19 protein-coding genes are annotated in these 18220 nt (G+C 50.3%); 10 read left to right on the top strand and 9 right to left on the bottom strand.

Going from position 1 to position 18220, the window contains the following annotated elements; all coding sequences use genetic code 11:
- The 3 genes from J1836_RS12895 to J1836_RS12885 form a co-directional block, all read left to right on the top strand.
- Positions 1 to 492, top strand: a 492-nt coding sequence (locus J1836_RS12895; protein ID WP_207251458.1) for a hypothetical protein, incomplete at its 5' end; no start/stop codon positions are given.
- Positions 493 to 510: 18 nt separating this feature from the next.
- A complete protein-coding gene (locus tag J1836_RS12890) occupies positions 511 to 1845 on the top strand; it encodes an IS4 family transposase (RefSeq protein ID WP_207249434.1) in 1335 nt (444 codons plus the stop codon).
- A gap of 101 nt (positions 1846 to 1946) precedes the next feature.
- Positions 1947 to 2258 (top strand): hypothetical protein, encoded by a 312-nt coding sequence (locus tag J1836_RS12885; RefSeq protein ID WP_207249433.1) that lies wholly within the window; start codon positions 1947 to 1949, stop codon positions 2256 to 2258.
- Positions 2259 to 2294: 36 nt separating this feature from the next.
- Here J1836_RS12885 and J1836_RS12880 read toward each other — a convergent pair whose 3' ends face one another.
- Positions 2295 to 2531, bottom strand: coding sequence for a hypothetical protein (locus J1836_RS12880; RefSeq protein ID WP_207249432.1), 237 nt, complete (start codon positions 2529 to 2531; stop codon positions 2295 to 2297).
- A gap of 204 nt (positions 2532 to 2735) precedes the next feature.
- Between J1836_RS12880 and J1836_RS12875 the strand changes: the two genes are divergently transcribed.
- From J1836_RS12875 to tnpC (J1836_RS12860), 4 genes are all read left to right on the top strand, one after another.
- Positions 2736 to 3026, top strand: a complete 291-nt coding sequence (locus J1836_RS12875; protein WP_207249431.1) for an AbrB/MazE/SpoVT family DNA-binding domain-containing protein — start codon at positions 2736 to 2738, stop codon at positions 3024 to 3026.
- Positions 3002 to 3247: a type II toxin-antitoxin system Phd/YefM family antitoxin gene (locus tag J1836_RS12870; protein ID WP_207249430.1), complete on the top strand. Its 246-nt coding sequence runs from the start codon at positions 3002 to 3004 to the stop codon at positions 3245 to 3247. Before J1836_RS12875 ends, J1836_RS12870 begins: the two co-directional genes overlap by 25 nt.
- Before the next feature lie 104 nt (positions 3248 to 3351).
- Positions 3352 to 4569, top strand: a complete 1218-nt coding sequence (locus J1836_RS12865) for an IS256 family transposase (protein ID WP_207251457.1) — start codon at positions 3352 to 3354, stop codon at positions 4567 to 4569.
- Positions 4570 to 4619: 50 nt separating this feature from the next.
- Entirely contained in the window at positions 4620 to 6197 is a 1578-nt protein-coding gene (gene tnpC, locus J1836_RS12860; protein WP_242632653.1) for an IS66 family transposase, read from the top strand.
- Between the two features lie 159 nt (positions 6198 to 6356).
- Here the strand turns inward: tnpC (J1836_RS12860) and J1836_RS12855 are convergent, their stop codons facing one another.
- The 4 genes from J1836_RS12855 to J1836_RS12840 are packed head-to-tail and all read right to left on the bottom strand — an operon-like array spanning position 6357 to position 11254.
- On the bottom strand, positions 6357 to 8159 hold the full coding sequence (locus J1836_RS12855; RefSeq protein WP_207251456.1) for a hypothetical protein: 1803 nt from the start codon (positions 8157 to 8159) through the stop codon (positions 6357 to 6359).
- Positions 8160 to 8180: 21 nt separating this feature from the next.
- A complete protein-coding gene (locus J1836_RS12850; RefSeq protein ID WP_207251455.1) occupies positions 8181 to 10226 on the bottom strand; it encodes a lysozyme inhibitor LprI family protein in 2046 nt (681 codons plus the stop codon).
- The gene (locus J1836_RS12845; RefSeq protein WP_207251454.1) at positions 10223 to 10837 is read right to left on the bottom strand and encodes a hypothetical protein; all 615 of its coding nucleotides are present in this window, start codon (positions 10835 to 10837) and stop codon (positions 10223 to 10225) included. Before J1836_RS12845 ends, J1836_RS12850 begins: the two co-directional genes overlap by 4 nt.
- 39 nt (positions 10838 to 10876) lie before the next feature.
- Positions 10877 to 11254, bottom strand: coding sequence for an excalibur calcium-binding domain-containing protein (locus J1836_RS12840; protein ID WP_207251453.1), 378 nt, complete (start codon positions 11252 to 11254; stop codon positions 10877 to 10879).
- Between the two features lie 351 nt (positions 11255 to 11605).
- On the opposite strand from J1836_RS12840, the gene plsY reads away from it, so the two are divergent.
- Entirely contained in the window at positions 11606 to 12223 is a 618-nt protein-coding gene (gene plsY / locus J1836_RS12835; RefSeq protein ID WP_207251452.1) for a glycerol-3-phosphate 1-O-acyltransferase PlsY, read from the top strand.
- Between the two features lie 6 nt (positions 12224 to 12229).
- Here plsY and J1836_RS12830 read toward each other — a convergent pair whose 3' ends face one another.
- Positions 12230 to 13594 (bottom strand): sigma-54-dependent transcriptional regulator, encoded by a 1365-nt coding sequence (locus tag J1836_RS12830; protein ID WP_207251451.1) that lies wholly within the window; start codon positions 13592 to 13594, stop codon positions 12230 to 12232.
- A complete protein-coding gene (locus tag J1836_RS12825; RefSeq protein WP_207251450.1) occupies positions 13591 to 14508 on the bottom strand; it encodes a sensor histidine kinase in 918 nt (305 codons plus the stop codon). Before J1836_RS12825 ends, J1836_RS12830 begins: the two co-directional genes overlap by 4 nt.
- 53 nt (positions 14509 to 14561) lie before the next feature.
- Between J1836_RS12825 and tnpC (J1836_RS12820) the strand changes: the two genes are divergently transcribed.
- Positions 14562 to 16058 (top strand): IS66 family transposase, encoded by a 1497-nt coding sequence (tnpC, locus tag J1836_RS12820; protein ID WP_207250294.1) that lies wholly within the window; start codon positions 14562 to 14564, stop codon positions 16056 to 16058.
- On the opposite strand, the gene J1836_RS12815 is transcribed toward tnpC (J1836_RS12820), so the two are convergent.
- Positions 16044 to 16652 (bottom strand): hypothetical protein, encoded by a 609-nt coding sequence (locus tag J1836_RS12815; RefSeq protein WP_207251449.1) that lies wholly within the window; start codon positions 16650 to 16652, stop codon positions 16044 to 16046. The genes tnpC (J1836_RS12820) and J1836_RS12815 overlap by 15 nt on opposite strands.
- Positions 16653 to 16777: 125 nt before the next feature.
- On the opposite strand from J1836_RS12815, the gene J1836_RS12810 reads away from it, so the two are divergent.
- The gene (locus tag J1836_RS12810) at positions 16778 to 17413 is read left to right on the top strand and encodes a carbonic anhydrase (protein ID WP_093070429.1); all 636 of its coding nucleotides are present in this window, start codon (positions 16778 to 16780) and stop codon (positions 17411 to 17413) included.
- A gap of 61 nt (positions 17414 to 17474) precedes the next feature.
- Here the strand turns inward: J1836_RS12810 and J1836_RS12805 are convergent, their stop codons facing one another.
- Positions 17475 to 18095 (bottom strand): metal-independent carbonic anhydrase family protein, encoded by a 621-nt coding sequence (locus tag J1836_RS12805; RefSeq protein WP_207251448.1) that lies wholly within the window; start codon positions 18093 to 18095, stop codon positions 17475 to 17477.
- Between the last annotated feature and the right edge of the window lie 125 nt (positions 18096 to 18220).

The following is an 18220-nucleotide window of genomic DNA, read 5'->3' as shown; positions in this document are numbered from 1 at the left end:
CAAATTGGTTTTGACAAAAAGTTTTCTTTACTCGCTCAAGAAGCACATCTTGCCAAAAACACACTTTTATCTGGTTTTGATTTGCTATTAAAAGCAAACTTTTTTCAGGACAAAGACGGTTATTTTTACTCAGCTTTTTTCCATATATCCATTGGCATGGAACGAATTCTGAAACTAGCAGTTGTTACCCACTATATGCTAACGAATAACTATCAGACACCAACCATCAAACAGTTAAAGAAAGACTTCGGACACGACATCAGAACACTTTACACTGAGTCATTGAAACTATTACCTATCTATCTTCATCCAAATGCTGCAACACCGTCTAGCACACAAAACGATGAAGCATTGATTGATTTCTTCACAGAATACGGTGTTGGTAGTCGGTACTTCAACTTGAATGAAGTGTGTGAAGCAAAACAGGACAGAAGCCCACTAGACAAGTGGTTAGAGGCATCTCCTTATACACAAGTTCCCAAGCTGATGTAAGATAAGCAATTTACACCCATGAACTGGTCATCTAGCGAACTCACCGATCTTGATTTGGGAGACAAGCGCCTCGAAACACGCGCAGCCCATATTCTCAACGCCATGCTAAAAGTGCCCCAATCCAGTATCCCCAAGGCTTGCCAGAGTTGGTCAAGCACCTTGGCGACGTACCGTTTCTTCTGGAATGAAGCGGTGAGCCATGATGCTTTGATGGCATCCCACTTTGAAGCGACAGAGTGCCGAATTCGTCAACAAGACTCGCGGATTATCCTGTGTATTCAAGATACGACCGAACTGGACTTCAATGGACAGGAAACCGAGGGCTTGGGGCGGTTATCCTACGATAAGCAACGCGGGATGTACCTGCATCCGACCTTGTGTATTACCCCAGAACGTTTGCCGTTGGGCATCACCGATACGTGGATGTGGTCACGGGGATTGAGCAAAGCGGCCGACCAAGCCAACCCCAGCATCAAAGAAAGCCGTCGTTGGATTGAAGGGTATGAACGGGTAGCCGAACTGGCGGCACGCTGCCCTGAACACCGCTTCATCTATGCTGGCGACCGTGAAAGCGACTTTTACGACTTGCTCCAACGGGCGCAAGCCTTGAATTACCCGGCTGACCTGCTGATACGGGCGCAACATAACCGTGCATTAGGAGATGACCTCAAACTGTGGGATGCCATTGAGCAACAACAGGCGTTGACCCGTATCACCTTTACCAAACCGCGCAAGCAGGGTGAAAAGCCCCGCAAAGTGGTACAAGAAATCAAGGTGTTACGTTATACCTTGCGTCCCAAGAGTCAGCATCCGATGCTATTGACCTTGGTTCAAGCCAAAGAAATTAACCCACCCGCCGGAAAATCGCCCCTCATTTGGCGTTTAGTCACCAACCGTTGTGTGGAAACAGCCGATGCTGCCTGTGAACTTATCGACTGGTATCGAGCGCGTTGGGAAATCGAAATGTTTTTTGATGTCCTGAAAGTTGGCTGTCGCGTCGAAAAACTGCAACTGGAGACCAAAGAGCGCATCGAAAAAGCCCTCGCGCTCTACATCATGGTGGCTTGGCGGATTATGTTTCTGATGCGGTTGGGGCGTACCTGCCCAGAACTTCCGGCTGATCTGGTGTTTGACCCGCTGGAATGGAAAGTATCCTTCCGGCTCGGCAAAAAAGCACTACCCGATGGCATACCTACCCTCAATCAAGTGATCCGCAATCTGGCAGAACTGGGTGGCTTTTTGGGCAGAAAATCCGATGGCGAACCGGGGGCTAAAAGTATCTGGTTGGGCTATTCACGAGTGCTGGACTGTATTTATGGTATTCAGATGGCTAGTGAGTTGGGAATGGATTGATTTGTGTATAAGGAGATGGGTTAGAGGTAGCAAGTGACATCTACGAAGAGTACACATCACACCAAATACGGGAACGATCCGCCCTGAACTTAATTTATCGGATGGATAGAAAAGGAATTCGTAACGACTTCACTCCTCATCTCGATGAACATGATCATCCAATGACGGTGTTTGATTGTTTATATCGTCAGTATGTCGTCCAGAAAAGTACTCCTTTAATCATCTGGCGACTGATTGAAATACTGCAACCAATCCACTTCTTACTTGAATCAATGGCACATAGAACCCATGACGAAGAAACACAGCACAAGGACATGGTAATTCCACACTACGAAGATTTCTTCTATTTTTTGCGTGCTGATAAACAAAGCATCAAAAGAAGGAAAAAATGGTTAGATATATTCAACTCATAAAAATCCCAAATGAATGGATCAGACTACATTCATCCGTTAGATGCAAATGGCGAATGTGTGTCCAGACAAGAGTAATGAACGGGCTTTGGCGGATACGTCAGAACGTCCGCTGCGATACACCCTACCCACGGGAACGGGGGAAGCGGTAGTGGCAGGATCATGCAAAACAATCCCCTCTTCTTTCGCCAATTGCTCCAGCAACAACTGTACCAAGCGAAATTTATCCGCGTGGGGCAGTAAGGCTACAGATGGTAATAATTCAGCTATCGACATGATGAAATATCCTATCAATCACGTAAGCAGTTTACAGATTAACGCACCGTAAACACAAAGAACACCCCAGATTCTCCGGTAAAATTCAATCTCAAGTTAGTCTACCCGACCATGCTCAAATACGGCTGCGTGAAATCCGTATCCTTAGCAAACACCGTTAATTGCTTGTACACTCAAAGCTCTAGCAACAACCTCGGAGTAAGCATGAAGCAGGCAGTACAATTCTCCGTCAGCAAGCAGGGGCGTATTATCATACCTGCCGTTTTACGCGCACAACTCAATGTGAAAGCGGGAACACGCCTGATTGCATGGGTTGAAAACGGTCAGTTGGTGCTAAAACCCCAAGCGCAACTCTGGGCAAGTATCCGCAAAGAAGCACAAAAAATCCCCGCAGGACGCGACCTTGTGCAAGAACTGATTCAGGAACGCCACGAAGCAGCCAAGAGCGAAAACGCATGTGAGGCAACACGATGCACGTCTCTATCCGCGAACTAAAAAACTGCTTCTCCAAATACCTCAAATATGCCCAAGCTGGTGAAGAAATCATCGTCACCTCCCACGGCAATCCGGTAGCGCGTTTGACGCAGTTAGCACCCAACTTGCAACTTCGCGCTTCACAACCGCTGGATAAATTAGCGTGGGTACGACGTGGGCAAGCTGGCAAAAAACTAGGATTGCCTGCCGCGCAGCGTATTCGCTTAACAGAAGAAGCTTAGTAAAAGCCCAATAGATACAACGTCTGGATGCCCCCCAAAAGAGACTGTAAACTGAACTGTGTAACTGCTATATAACAGCGGAACCCCCGCAAAGGAGCAGTCACATGGAAACCCTTGATCCCGCCCTGATGGATGAGCTTTTAACCGATTGCAAAACGCCTGCTGATGTAAAGACCCTTTACAGCCAGCTCCTGCAACGGATGATCAACCGCAGCCTCGAAGCCGAACTGGATGCGCACCTGAAATACGACAAGGGTGAGCGTAGCGATGTAGGGCAACGGCGCAGCAATACCCGCAACGGTAAAGGCAACAAGACCATCAAAGGCGAATTTGGCGAGTTGCAGGTGGAAACACCGCGTGACCGCGACGGCAGCTTTGAGCCAAAACTGGTGCAAAAACGCCAAATACGGCTGGCAGGGATGGAAGAACACATCCTGACCCTGTACGCCAAAGGCATGACCACCCGCGACATTGAAGATACGATCAAACGCCTGTACGGGGTCGACATCTCGCACACGCTGATTAGCGAAGTGACCGAAGCCGTCCAAGGTGAAGCCAAAGCTTGGCAGTCACGGGCATTAGACAACATCTACCCGATTGTTTGGCTTGATGGGATTATCGTTAAGGTTCAACAAGATAAGCAGGTCATCAACAAAGCCGCGCATGTGGTGTTGGCGGTCAACCTACGCGGTGAAAAGGACGTGCTGGGCATCTGGTTGGCAGAAAATGAAGGGGCAAAGTTCTGGCTGTCGGTGCTGACTGAACTGCGCAACCGGGGCGTACAGGACATCTACGTGGCCTGCATGGATGGGTTAAACGGTTTGCCAGAAGCGGTCAATGCCGTCTTCCCCAAAACATTGACCCAGTTGTGCATGGTACACATGGTGCGAGCCAGCTTGCGTTACGTCACCGCAAAAGACACCAAAGGTGTAGTGGCAGCCCTCAAACGCATTTACCAGTCCAGTACCGCTGAAGAAGCGGAACGCGAACTGGAAGCACTGGAGACTGAATGGGGCGACAAATACAAAGCGGTGGTGCGCCTATGGCGTGGCAACTGGGACAATGTGATCCCCTTCTTCCAGTTCCAGCCTGAAATCCGCAAGGTGATTTACACCACCAATGCGATTGAGTCCCTGAACATGAGTTTGCGCAAGTTCACCCGCAACCGGCGCATCTTCCCCAATGACAGTTCAGCCCTCAAAAGCCTGTATTTGGCGGTGCGCGAAGCCTCACAAAAGTGGTCGGTTATCCACCACTGGAAACCTGCTTTGCAGACTTTTTTACTGATGTTCGGCGAAGAGCGCGTTCCGCTTTCCGCGTAACTGAACAGTCCCCCCTTACCCAAACGCACTAAATTTGCGACACTCCCCCGATGACCCAACAACTGAAAGACCACAGCCTCAAACAGCTTAACAGCCAGTACCTTGCCAAGCTCACGCCGGAGGAACTGCTGCACCTGTCGACCAAGTTGTTGCATGACCTGAAAGAAGCGCGGGAACAGATCAACCAAAACTCCAACAACTCCTCCAAACCACCCAGCAGCGGTTTCCCGTGGGAAACGTCACCCAAAACGGTGGCTTTGCCCGAAACAGAAGGGGTGGGTGCAGCCAGAGGAAAGCCAACCCCGGAACCAGAAGCTGTGGCGGGCACAAAGCCAGCCCAACCAGCCAAACGCAAAGCGGGTAAACAACCCGGCGCACCGGGTTATGGTCGGGTATGGCATCCGCCCATCAATGCAGACGAACACCATTACCCCAGCCGATGTGAAGCCTGTGGCAGGTCCCTGGATGCGGCTGTCTCCCGTATTTATACCGCCTATGACAGTGTGGACATCCAGTTTGGCACGGATGGGAACCCCGGACTGACCGTCATCACCACCCGCCACCACCTTCACGATAGCGTATGCACCTGCGGTCATGTGAGCCGCCATATCCCGCATCGCCAAGCTCCCGACCCGTTATACCCGGAGGTTGATGTGGGCGAGTGGCGGCTGATTGGGGGCAATCTGGCGGCACTTATTGTCCACCTACGGCTGCGCTCACGCTTGTCACTGCGTGGCACACAAGAACTGTTGCGGGAGGTGTTGGGCATTCCCCTAAGTGTCGGGGTGTTGCAGCAATGTTTTGAGGAAGCAGCCGCGAGTGCTTCTCCATTGGAAGATGCCTTGGTGGAAGGGCTGTTGGCAGAAGCCACCGCTGACGGCGGGGTGCTGTATATTGATGAAACCTCTTGGAAAGAGCGTGGCGAAGCCCTGTGGCTATGGACATTCGTCACCACCCTCAGCGTTTGTTTCTACGTAGGGCAGCGCACCATTGAAATGCTCGACAACGTGATTAGCCCCCACTTTGGGGGCTGGCTGATGAGTGATGGCTATGCCGCTTACCGCCACCACCCCAAACGCTTGCGTTGCTGGGCGCACCTGATCCGCAAAGCCCGTGGGCTGGCAGAATCACTGGACAAAGACGGGCGGACGTTTGGCAACTTCACCCTCGCTTGGCTGAGGGTATTACAGGACGACATTTACGCTTGGCGGGCAGCAGGCGGCACGGTGGGGACGCAAACCGACGTGATCCGTCAACGCCATCAGGCAAAACTCCTGGAATTCAGGGCATTATGCTTGATCCATGCCGTATCTGCCCATGACAAGACGGCGGCACTGGCGAAAGAGTTCATCAATGATTGGGATGCCATTTTCCGAATCCTTGACCACCCGTGGCTTCCCTTGACCAATAATGAGGCTGAGCGGGCGTTGCGCCATTGGGTGATCCTGCGCAAAACCAACCATGGCACAAAGAGTGCTACGGGGAGCCGTGCGTTTGCCATGCTGGCCAGCATCATCGGTACTTGCCGCAAACGTGGACAGTCTGCCTTGGCTTATCTTGCCAGTGTTATTACCGCTGCCCGCGCTGGCTTTGCCCTGCCCGCTTTACCGCAAGGGGTGGGGATGTGATCAATTACCTTTCCGCCCTATGAAAATTTGTTACACAGTTTATTTGACAGACTCCCCCAAAAGCCCGACTGTTACGCATCATCGACAAGGATTGGGATGCCCTGAATGTCATCCTACCCATTGAAATGCTGAAAAACTTTCACCCATCCACTTAACAACCTATATTTCTAATAGAAAAAATAAATTATTACTTTTGCTTTTTTCCGAACTCTCTAATTCCTTATCATTACTTGTGCTTTTCTGCAAATCTTCTAATTTCCTATCAAATTTTATTTGTTTTATCTTTGCAAGTTCAAATGCCTGTTCTAATGTACTTACACGATACTCGCCACAAGAAAATAACATTATCCCAAACATCATTTGATCAAGATAGTCATGACCATTTTCTATTAAAGTCTCAATATATGTTGGCCTTGCTGACGAATGAACAATCAAGTTTCTTGTTCGGTAAATCCGACGAATTTGCCAATCAACTTTCTTTTTATGATTTTCTATAAATTTCTTTATATGACTTGGCTTACTAAAAACTTTAGACAGAGAAAAGAATCGATACCTTAACAGGTGAAAGTCTTTTAGTTCAGCATAAAGTTCTTTTATTAAATCATCATCTTTATCCAAAACCAAAAGACTTAATGTCTTTTGGTAAATATTATCTCCCTTTTCAGAGCCAACTTTTCTAAGAATTTTCTTATATGCCCATTTATTCCAACCGAATAGATCAGAAACCAACCTCTCAATAATTCTTCTTATATAATTAATTACCACAAATGGCATAATAAATGATACTATTGAGTTTATTTTTGTTGTATTAACACGCGAAGGAACCAGCGTCTCAATTGATGTCCATAAATTCACCAATTGATTCTCGACAATATTATTTGAAATACACACACCATGTAAATCTGCGACTCGATTGAACTTTTGAAAGCTCTCTCTATCTATCATAGAAAAGTTACTAATCAATCTATTAAGTTCTTTAGATGCCTTACCTTCTTTCTGATCAAAGCCTTTTTCCATAACCCCTTTCGGAAGATTGACCAATGCAGATTTTTTATCGCAACATTTTTTTACAACAATGACTTTTTCATTCCAAGATATTTGATTTTTATGGTAAAAAAGAGAAAAAAGATCAGTTAAGTTATCTAATTTTTTTTCAGCAACCAAACGTGCTGCATGATGATCTAATGCCTTGACAGACTTTACTAAAACATATTCTTGATCATCATTTTCTTTTTCAAACTTATACTTTTCAACAAGAGAAGAGAAATGCTCAGGAATATTATCGGTAATTTCTATATTAAACGCTTTTACCGAATCAATAACAACTTTTATCAAAGGAGAAACTAGAAATAACACTTCATAAGTATGCGCTTTAGCACAAAACTTATCAAAAAATACATTTAGCAACTCTACCGAGTTAATTTTTCTATCATTGCCAAAGAAGAAAAAATCTAATGTCGAATTATAGAGAAATGTTCGACTATAACCAAAATTAATCAATGTTGTAGTAAAATTTCTAGCAAATGAATCAATTTCTTTTTTTCTTGAATTTTCAATTGCATCAAAAAGTTCTTCCTTACATCGTTTCAAATATCGGCTTGGCTCAAGAGTTTTTCCTAAAATATTCAAACGATGGCGTTTTTCAACCAATGGTACGCTATCATCTTTTAATATGTAATAACTAGCATTTAAATCCAATAATTTTTTTGCAATTTCATCATTATTAACACTCCATTCCAGTTCACTCATAACATGAGATAAATTTGTTTTTTCAATGCGTTCTTCTTCAATATCTCGAATTAACTTCAATGCTTCAATGCACAAAAATGGTGCATTTAGAGCAGATGGTTTATAGCTATCAAGCGTGTAATCGAATAATAACTCATCTAGTCTTTGTGCAAAAAACAACAACCCATCCAGAGATGGATTTAAATCCCATTTTTGAAGACTTCTGAATCTCATAACCAATCCTTATCAAAATAGTTAAATTGGAGTCAAGAAAATATCAAACACATACCCAACTCCATCCTGCCATTCGATCTTCACCCATGAACCCGAACGACCACTGATAGAATCCGGTTTGATATTCTTTTCCAGTACTTTGACTTTGCCACCTTCTGGCACAGTCCCAATCTTTTCGCCCGTGACATCGGGAGTACTGCGCACCACCAAAACAGGCTTGGCAGTGCTCACATACCACTCGCCCTGCGTATTGGCAGCCGTTGGTTTTTCTTCAGATGGCACAAGGGATAAACCCGTCACACCGGGTTCGCCTTCGCCAATGGTGTGAACCGCGATGGTTTTGCCGTCTTTTTTCCAGAGGAAGTTGCAATTAGCCATACCCGTTCCCGCACAGGCTTCCATTTCAGGTCTGCCTTGGCAACGAGTATCACCATCCATACAAGTATCAGCATCAGGCGCGTGATACGGTTGCCAGCCATCCGCTAATAAGGCTTTGCGGACATTGGCATAGTCATCACCTTCTTTAACACGGGGCAATCCGTCATTTTTGGCAGCACTAGCCGCAGATACAGGAATCTTTGCCAGTTCATCCGCCCGTGTACTCACGGATTTGAAAATACATTCCGCCATACCCATGCCATCCGAGGCTGGCGTTTCATCGGTCAGTTTGCCGCATTCACTATCACGCTTTGCCAACCATGCTTTTTGCTCGGCTTCGAGTTGCGCCTGTTTTTCCACGGGGAGCGCATCAAACAGGGTTTTGTAGGCCGCATTCAGCCGATCTTTTTCCGGCTGCAAATTACCTTTGATGCACTCCAACGCCTGCCCCGCCGTATTCATCAGGTTTTCACAACCTTTTAAAGCATCGGCCTTATCGGCTGAAGCTGGGCTGGTAGAGGGTGCAGGTATTGCGCCTGCTGGTTTAGGCTTGGAACACACTTCGCCACCAAACACGGCGTAATCACTGGCTTTGCCATCCCGACAAGTTTGTTGGCACTGCTGATCAAACCCGCTTTGCACAAAGCCCGGATAATCGGATGCTGCTGCCACGCCCCGCATTGCAAACCCGCCAAAACTCCCCTGTGGCTCAGCACAATCAGGATTACTGCTTCGCGCCTCCACACAGGCGGGCATAATATCGGTATACAACCACTTGCATTGCGCTTCCTCCAACGGCTGCGGCGGAACGTCTTCCAACCGAACCGTCACCTGCTCCCCGTCCAGCGTAGCCCGCTTGCGCTTCCCCCCGGAAAAACCCAAATCCAACTTGACCGTATTACCGTCCTGCGCTGTTTTAACCGCACTCGGATACGCATAAAAGTCATCTGCTTTGATGACCGTTGGTTCAACGCCTTGCTTCACCACCATGAAAGCAAAATCATTCATTGGGCATCCCGAACCACCACAGTTGGATGCAAACAGCACCGCATCATGGTCAGCGAAACTAAATACGCGGTATAACGACAGATAAGAGCCTTCGTCTTTGAATATCACCTTCCCATTTAACGCCAGCGAATCAGGCGGTGAATGGAAGTCACTACGCGCTATTTCCAGCAATCCGGCACGGGTTTTCAGTTTGTCGGGTGTTTCTTCGGGCAAAGCACTTTCCGCAGTCTTTGGCTTGTCGTCAGACCTTGGCTTTTCAGCCGCAGGCGTTGCCACCTGTTGCGCCACACCCGCCTTGTCACACGCTTTTTTCACCAAAGCAGCGATGTCCGGCTTACTCGCAAACGGTAACGGCTGGTCATCGCCCGGATATTGCTTGTCGCTCGTGCCGTCATCCCGATACTGCACACCTTCCAACGCCTTGAAACTGTCGTGACAGTTAGTGATCGCATCCTGAATCACATACCCAGCATCCAGTGCCTTCACCAGCTTGAGTTGCACCAGATTGTCGGTTTGCTTGACGCTACTCAAGTCGATATACAAACGGGCACTCGCCCCATCCGTGCCAACTTGGGTAAAACCGGGAAAACGCTCGGTTGAATTTGCCTGTTTGTTCTCGGCTGATTCGTTGCAGGCAACCAATACCGTGCCTAACAACAAGCCCATCACGATCCGTTTCATGCTTGCCCCCGACGGGTATTGCGCTCAATCGCCAGCAACACCAGAATCAAGCTGAACAAGGCAATCAACAGAATGGCACCAAACGCCACACCTGCATAGGTCATCCGTTGCGTTGCCAATTTAGCCGCTGCCAACTCTTCCTGCTTCAACTTGTCAAACTTGATTTCCTTGTACTTGTCGATAGCTTCCAACGCATCAACGCCCCGGCTTTCCGCTTCGGTAACAGCAGCAGCCATTTCCTCCAGAAAAACTTGCCGTTGGCTGGCATCCAACCCTGACAACCAATCACGTAACAACTTGATACGTTCGGGCGCACTGAAATGTTTCTGCAAAACAAAGGGGAGTTTGATGCCGGGTAAAATCATAGGGTCTGGCGGCGGTGAAGCTACCGCAGCAGTATCAGCCGTTGCTGGTGTCTCTGGCTGTGGCGGTGTAATAGCCTCAACGACTTCCTGCGCTGAAACGCTTGTTGACTCCTTTGGCATCAACTTATCGCTAACGATGATTCCCCCGATCACGATCGCTGCCAATAAGCCAAAGATAAACAGCAATGCCAGCCCACGGGTAAGCACGAACAGAAATCGGCGCTCAAAAGAGTCCGCAAATGACATGGCAATTCCCCAATAAAAAAATATTTTTTACGCTAAAAATCAGTTACCGCACAAGCTCTCGCAGGGTATGCCGTCACTATCCTTATCCAGCTTGTTTAACCCGCATTCGGACAAATAAAACCGTGCTTCTTCGCAGGATTGCATATCAGTGCAATAACGCTTACTGCCGCACTGACCAACAAAATGAGAAGAGCCAGCATTGCCAATTGCCTGCTGCTTGACTACGGCGGATGATGGTTTTGGTATAACTACCACCGGCTTGGGTAACAAGGGTCGAGGTGACGTAGCCGTCGCGGACACCTTGCTGGTTACTGTGGGTTTAGCCGATATTGAGGATGATGGAATAGAACTCTCTACAGATGGCACAGCAGTACAACCAGCGAGCATCAGCACTGCAAACAAGACAGGTAATTTCATACAGACATCCTTTTGAACAATCCAGCAAGCCCTGCGGGATAGAATATAAGATTAATGAATGATGAATATACGCAATGGATTACTGAAAAGTCCAGCTTTTTTGTAGAGAAAATGCGCATCTCTTAGGGTAGGAATTTCCACCTTCAAGACCAATAGAATCGGACGCACGCTGATTTTAGCAACGTTTGATGAGCGCAAATTTTCGCGCTGCGCGGTACGGTTGGGGTTAGCACCGCGAGTGATTGAGCCAAAGTAAGTTCAACCTAACACCACGGAAAACTGGGTATCACGCCCCCTTCTTTGGTAGGATTACGTTTTTCAACCAACCTAATCATCAAACACGGACACATCATGGCTTATCTGCTGATTGTACTCGCCTACCTGCTCGGTTCAATTTCCGCCGCCATCATCACCTGCAAATTGATGGGGCTGCCAGACCCGCGCACGGTTGGCTCAAACAACCCCGGTGCAACCAACGTGTTACGCCACGGCGGCAAGAAAGCCGCTGCGATTACCCTGCTCGGTGACGGCTTGAAAGGCTTGATTCCGGTACTGATTGGCAAAGCATTCGGGCTGACGGAAACGTGGTTGATTATCATCGGTATCGCCGCCTTTTTAGGGCATCTCTACCCCGTCTTCTACCAATTCAAAGGCGGCAAAGGTGTCGCCACCGCCATCGGCGTATTCCTTGGCGTAAATCTGTGGGGTGGGCTAGCCTTCGTCGCAACGTGGTTGATTATGGCAAAAGGCTTCAAGATTTCCTCGCTAGCCGCCTTGATTGCCACCGCACTCTCCCCCGTGTATTTCTGGGTACTCAGTAACGGCAATGGCTGGCTGACACTCGGCGTACTCTTCATAGCATTGCTGATTTTCTGGCGGCACGAATCCAATATCCGCAACTTACTGTCGGGCAAAGAAGACAAGATTCAATCCAAAGAAGGCGCGGAATCGGTCACGAACGAGGAGTAAATAAGCTTACTCTTCGCCCTCTGCCAACCCGTACTTTTTGAGCTTGCGCCACAGCGACACGCGATCGATACCCAAAATTTGCGCCGCCTTCGTGCGGTTGCCGTCACAATGTTCCAGCACGTAGCGGATATATTCCTCTTCGCGCTGCACCAGCGACGGCAATTCCGTCGGGGCTTCCGGCAAGGCATGAATCGCTTGCGCCGCCAAGGCCGCAGGCAATTCCGCCAGCGTCAATTCATTGCCCCGCGCCAATGCCACGCCGCGCTCAATCAGGTTTTCCAGCTCGCGCACATTGCCGGGGTAGTGATACCCCAACAACACCGACATGGCCGCCGGAGCAATATTTTCCACCTCGCGCCCCATGCGCAGCGCGTGTTTGCGCAAGAAAAAGAACGCCAGCAAGGGAATATCATCGCGCCGTTCCACCAAACTCGGCAAATGCAGCCCCACCACGTCCAGCCGGAAATACAAATCCTGCCGGAAACGCCCTGCTGCCACTTCCGCACGTAAATCGCGGTGGGTCGCGGTAATCAAGCGCACATCCACTGACACGGCGGTTTGCGCCCCCAGCCGTTGCACTTCACGCTCTTGCACCACGCGCAGCAATTTCACCTGCATTGCCAGCGACATTTCGCCAATTTCATCCAGAAACAACGTGCCACCGTTGGCGGCTTCGATCAAACCCGCCCGTGCTTCACCCGCGCCGGTATACGCGCCTTTTTCATGCCCGAACAATTCGTTTGCCAGCAAATCTTCCTGCAATGCGCCGCAATTCACCCCGACGAATGCGCCTTGGCTGCGACGGCTGTGCTGGTGCAGGTAACGCGCCAGCAATTCCTTGCCCGTGCCGCTTTGCCCATTGATCAGCAAGGTAGTGTCGGTTGCCGCCACCTGTTGCGCCGTGTCCAGCAGGCGCAACATCGCGGGGTTTTGCGTCACCAATCCGGCATGGGTATGCAAACCGTTACTTACCTGCGCCCGCAAGCGGCGGTTTTCACGCTTGAGCTGCACCAGTTGCAGCGCGTTTGCCACAATGCTACGCACTTCATCCAAACGGAATGGTTTGGCAACGTAGTGAAACGCGCCCGCTTTCATCGCTTCCACCGCCGAATCCAGCGTGCCGTGTGCGGTAATTAACACCACTGCCATGTCAGGGTCGGTTTCCAACGCACGCTTGAGAATCGCCATGCCATCCACCCGTTCCATGCGCAAATCGGTCAGAATCAGCTCGAACGTTTGGGTTTGCAAGGCTTCCAAACCGCCCGTGCCGCTTTCGCGGGTGGTCACTTCGTAGCCATTTTTGCGCAAGGCATACGCCAGATTGCGCACCGCTATGGGTTCGTCGTCGATGATTAAAATGCGTTCTTTCACGGGTAATGTCCTCCACATGGCAAGCGTAGCACCACGCGCGTGCCTTGCCCCGGCTGGCTGGCAATGGCGATGCAACCATCATGTTCCTGAATAATTTCCTGCACAATATACAGCCCCAGCCCCATGCCCTGACCGGGAGCACGAGTGGTGTAAAACGGCTCAAACACCCGTGGCAATACTGCCGCCGGAATCCCCGCGCCATTGTCTTCAATGCTGATTTCGATCATGGGTTGGCGTTGGCGCACCTGACAACCGAGTTCCCCTACCACCGTGGCATCCGGCGGTAAGGGCGTACCCGACAAGCTGCACCCCTGAGCGCGAATATGCAGCGTCAAATTCGTGCCGCTTTCCGCCGCGTTGCGCAACAGGTTGATGAACACTTGCTGCAAACGTTGCGCATCAGCGGGCAAGGTTAAATCCAACGGTACATGGTTTTCGACCGTCGCTCCGGCTTTGCGCAAATGCCCACGCAATAACAACAGGGTACGTTCCAGCAAGTCGGCAAGGTTGACCGTTTCCAGATGCGGCTCTTGCCTGCGCCCGAAATCTTGCAACGCATCGACAATACGGCGGGCGCGTTCGGTTTCGCTGTCGATGGTGTGCGCCCATTCGCGCAAGGTGTCTGGCTCCGCACTGTCGAGTTCTTCCAGCAACAATTGGCTGGATGAGGAAATATTGGAGAGCGGATTGTTGAGTTCATGCGCCACACCGGAGACCAACACCCCCAACGCGGCGAGTTTTTCTGACTGAATCAGGCGGCGGCGGCGGGCTTCAAGTTCGCCTAATAAACGGTTAAAGGCTTCGCGCAAACTGACCATTTCGCTGCTACGGGCGCGGACATCCAGCCGCTCGAAACGCCCTTCCGCAATCGGGGTTAGATCTGCCAGTAAGCGTTCACGCCCTCTATTAGGCATTCCAGCGAACTTGTAGTAAATTCACCCCATCCCAACAGCGAGTCATTTACCCCTTGTTAGCCGCCGTTCCTACCTTACCCACGACACTGGATGAAGCGCATCAGGTGATCGTGCGCCAACAGGAACGGATAACTGAGTTGGAGAAGCAAGTGGCACGGGTGGCGGTGCTGGAGCAACAAGTCGAAATGCTGCAAAAACAACTGGAAGAACTGGTTGCCAAATTCGGCAGCAGTTCGCGTAACAGTTCCAAAGCGCCGTCCTCCGACAGCCCGGAACAACGGGCGTTGCGTCCCAAACGCAAGGGGAGTAGCCGCCCACACGGTGGGCAACCGGGGCATCCGCGTCACGAACGGGCGTTATATCCTCCCGAACAAGTGACCCGTACCGAACAGTATTTCCCTGAAAGCACCTGTTCCTGTGGTGGGGCAGTGGCGATTGATTGGGGAAACCCTTACCGCCATCAGGTCACGGATATTGCTCCACCGCCGCCACCGGACGTGACGGAACACCAGTTTTATCAGGGTGTTTGCCAATCCTGCGGCATCAAGCACCACAGCCAGTGGCCGGATTGGGTGCCGAGCGGTCAAATGGGTGCAGGCGTGATCGCCTGGGTGGTGATTTTGAGTGGTCAGTTCCGCCTATCCATGCGCCAGATCCAGGTTCTGTTGTGGGAAATGTGCCACGTGCGTTTTAGCACTGGGGCTATCAGCAAGGCGCAAGGCAAAGCCATTCCGTGGATGGGGCCGCTATACCGTCAAGTAGGTCAGTATGTACGCGGACAAGCGGTATGCCACGCCGATGAAACCCGCCATTATCGCGGTACGAACACTTACTGGTTATGGGCATTGGCTGACCATAGCGTGAGTTACTTCATGACCCATTACTCACGCGGCAAGGCCGCCGCCGATGCCTTGTTGGGCAGCTTTACTGGCTATCTGGTCACCGACCACTTCAGTGGTTACGGCAACGTCCCACCCGAACGGCGGCAACTGTGTTGGGCGCATTTGATCCGCCACTTCCGCAAAATGGCGGGGCGTTGCGGCGAAGGGGGAAGCGTGGGCAAACGCCTGTTGTTACTCGCCTATACCACCGTCCGCACCCATCACCGCTGGCAACAACAACCCGATGAAGCCGCTCGCTACCAACGGCGGATACTCCGCTTGCGCCGCAGCTTCCAAGCCACGCTCAACAAAGGCTTGGCATTGGAGAATTGCAAACGCACCACCAACCAATGCAAGCATTTGCTCAAGGATGAGGCGATGTGTTGGACTTTCCTCAAGGATAGTCGCATTCCCCTCACCAATAACCGTGCCGAGCGGGTGATCAGGCCGTATGTGCAATGGCGGAAAACCAGCTTTGCCAGCCAGTCGGCACAAGGTGACAGATTCCGTCCAACGGTGATGACCGTGCTGGGGACGGCACGTCAATTGGGGATGAATATGGCGATATTGATGCGGGACATTTGCTCACAAGGCTTGGCTCATAAGTCTGTCTCGGTGCGCTTCCCTTTGGCTCAACCGTTAGCTTCTAACCCGCTACAGACGGCGTGAACGCTTACGATCTGCCATCAGACGTTTCATCGGGGTAATCACCGAACGATCCAACAACCAGCCAATCAGCACCAGCAGCACGGATAAAATCCCCACACCCAGTACTTGCGCCCATTTCGCATCCGCAAGCACGGTGTTCAGCAAACGGCGTTCTTGCAAGGTTAACGATTCAGCAAGTTGCGAAGCCAAATGCCCCTGTTCACGAACACTGCTTTCCAGCGTGCTATCAGTAGGCAAACGTTGCAAATGACTGGCTAATAGCTGGCGGTAGGTTTGTAACGTGGTTTGTAATTGCGTGACTTGCATCACATTGCCCACTGCTGCGAGTGTCTGCGGGGAAGTCTGCAAGGTTTGCAAGGCGGTCGCCGCAAAGGTATCCGCTGCCTGACCCGCACTCACGTCTTGGTAGAGGAACAGATTTTTTTCCTCACGACGCATGTCCTGTATCGCGGTTTCCAAGGTGGTGATGGTGATACCCTGCTCGACTTGACGTTCCAGAAACAGCAAATCCAGAAACGCCAAGGCTGCCACCCCGACCACCAAGACAGCAAGTGAAGAAAACGCGAAAGTAATTTTACGGTGAATACTGATCATGGCACTATTTCAATCTGAAACGGGGTGTTGCATTGTGTAACATGAAAGACTTCTGTCACGCAATCCTTTGAAAACCGGATGCGTACTCTTTACCATCAAACATTCGTGTTTTAGGAAGAACAATCATGCCAAATAAACAAAGCAACTTGAGCGGGGCGGAAGCACTCGCCCGTTTACAAGAAGGCAATCAACGTTTTGCCAACAATGTGCGCAGTCTGGATACTTTATTGAGTCATACGCAACGCGCCAGCCTGACCGAGGGGCAAAACCCGTTCGCGATTATTCTGGGCTGTTCGGATTCGCGGGTTCCGGCGGAACTGGTGTTCGACCAAGGTTTCGGCTCGCTGTTTGTGATTCGGGTCGCGGGGAATATTGTTGCGCCTTCACAAATCGGCAGCGTGGAATTCGCCGCCACCCAATACAACACGCGGCTGGTGGTGGTGCTGGGGCATACGCAATGTGGCGCAGTTCATGCCACCATCGAGGAATTACGCCATAACCTGCAAAGTCCGTCCCGCAACCAACGCTCTATCGTCGAACGCATTGCCCCCGCCGTTGCCACCTTAATGGAAACGCCGTTGCGCGATGATCCCGAAGCCCTGATGAAACACGCAGTCCGTGCCAATATTCGTGCCGCGACCAGTCACTTGCGCCACGGTTCGGAGATTCTGGAAAACTTGATTGCTAACGAAGGTTTGCTGGTGGTGAGTGCGGAATATTCGTTAGAGACGGGTAAAGTCGAGTTTTTTGACGTGCCGTAATATTCCCCCCATCCCCAACCCTTCCCCCGCAAGGGGTGAAGGGAGCAAGAAAGAGGGTCTTTTAATGTTCGGGGTTATAAGGCAATGAAGAGTGATGCAGGAAAATGGCCAAATGCCCATCCGTCTTGGCACGCTTGTAACCAAAGGTATATTCCACTTTGGTTTCCTTGCCAGTTGTAGCATCGGTGAAGTAATAGTTACCCATTGCTTCCGCCGTGTCTTGGTTGATTGCAACCGCTTCATTTTCAAAACGCACTTTTGACCAAGGTTGCAGGGCAAAACCGTGATCTTCGGTTTCTTTGCCTTTCACAAAATAAGACAGTGCTTCGTCTTTACTGCCACGGAATTGATCTTCAGCCGCTTTGGTGGGCTTGAACAGTACTTCACCCTCATCAAACGCATAAAGTTGGTCAAGCAGTTGGGTCGCGGCGGCTGAGTAATCGCCTTTGTCCTGATAGGTTTTGCCAATCGTGACAATACCGTCTGCCCACGCTTGCTGCGCTGCTTGCACATCCTGCTCAGTAATCGGTGCAACCGCAGGGGCGCAAGCAGGTGTTGCCACGGAAGCCACTGGCGCAACGGGGGCAGTGGGAGTACTGGATTCAGCCAGCGCAACATTACCCACCACAAAACTCATGCCACTCAGTAAGCACATTGCCCATAAACCTTGTTTCATCATCATGCAAACTCTCCTCATCCAGTAAAAATACAGCCGTTACGTGCGACTTGCTTAAGATTAAACCTCCCGTCGCGCCGCCATGCTACCAACAAAAATAAGGTTATACAGCCTGCCCAAAAGGAAGAGTC

The sequence above is a fragment of the Thiothrix fructosivorans genome, from assembly GCF_017349355.1.
GTDB lineage: Bacteria > Pseudomonadota > Gammaproteobacteria > Thiotrichales > Thiotrichaceae > Thiothrix > Thiothrix fructosivorans.
This window is presented reverse-complemented; position numbering and strand designations above follow the sequence as displayed.

Bases quoted from the DNA above. Each gene is read 5' to 3' on its own strand.
- J1836_RS12865 (WP_207251457.1), top strand. From the start codon at position 3,352: ATGGAAACCCTTGATCCCGCCCTGATGGATGAGCTTTTAACCGATTGC.
- J1836_RS12880 (WP_207249432.1), bottom strand. From the start codon at position 2,531: ATGTCGATAGCTGAATTATTACCATCTGTAGCCTTACTGCCCCACGCG.
- J1836_RS12850 (WP_207251455.1), bottom strand. From the start codon at position 10,226: ATGAAACGGATCGTGATGGGCTTGTTGTTAGGCACGGTATTGGTTGCC.
- J1836_RS12890 (WP_207249434.1), top strand. From the start codon at position 511: ATGAACTGGTCATCTAGCGAACTCACCGATCTTGATTTGGGAGACAAG.
- J1836_RS12810 (WP_093070429.1), top strand. From the start codon at position 16,778: ATGCCAAATAAACAAAGCAACTTGAGCGGGGCGGAAGCACTCGCCCGT.
- J1836_RS12815 (WP_207251449.1), bottom strand. From the start codon at position 16,652: ATGATCAGTATTCACCGTAAAATTACTTTCGCGTTTTCTTCACTTGCT.
- J1836_RS12825 (WP_207251450.1), bottom strand. From the start codon at position 14,508: ATGCCTAATAGAGGGCGTGAACGCTTACTGGCAGATCTAACCCCGATT.
- J1836_RS12855 (WP_207251456.1), bottom strand. From the start codon at position 8,159: ATGAGATTCAGAAGTCTTCAAAAATGGGATTTAAATCCATCTCTGGAT.
- J1836_RS12845 (WP_207251454.1), bottom strand. From the start codon at position 10,837: ATGTCATTTGCGGACTCTTTTGAGCGCCGATTTCTGTTCGTGCTTACC.
- plsY (WP_207251452.1), top strand. From the start codon at position 11,606: ATGGCTTATCTGCTGATTGTACTCGCCTACCTGCTCGGTTCAATTTCC.
- J1836_RS12805 (WP_207251448.1), bottom strand. From the start codon at position 18,095: ATGATGATGAAACAAGGTTTATGGGCAATGTGCTTACTGAGTGGCATG.
- tnpC (WP_242632653.1), top strand. From the start codon at position 4,620: ATGACCCAACAACTGAAAGACCACAGCCTCAAACAGCTTAACAGCCAG.
- J1836_RS12840 (WP_207251453.1), bottom strand. From the start codon at position 11,254: ATGAAATTACCTGTCTTGTTTGCAGTGCTGATGCTCGCTGGTTGTACT.
- J1836_RS12885 (WP_207249433.1), top strand. From the start codon at position 1,947: ATGGATAGAAAAGGAATTCGTAACGACTTCACTCCTCATCTCGATGAA.
- J1836_RS12870 (WP_207249430.1), top strand. From the start codon at position 3,002: ATGCACGTCTCTATCCGCGAACTAAAAAACTGCTTCTCCAAATACCTC.
- J1836_RS12875 (WP_207249431.1), top strand. From the start codon at position 2,736: ATGAAGCAGGCAGTACAATTCTCCGTCAGCAAGCAGGGGCGTATTATC.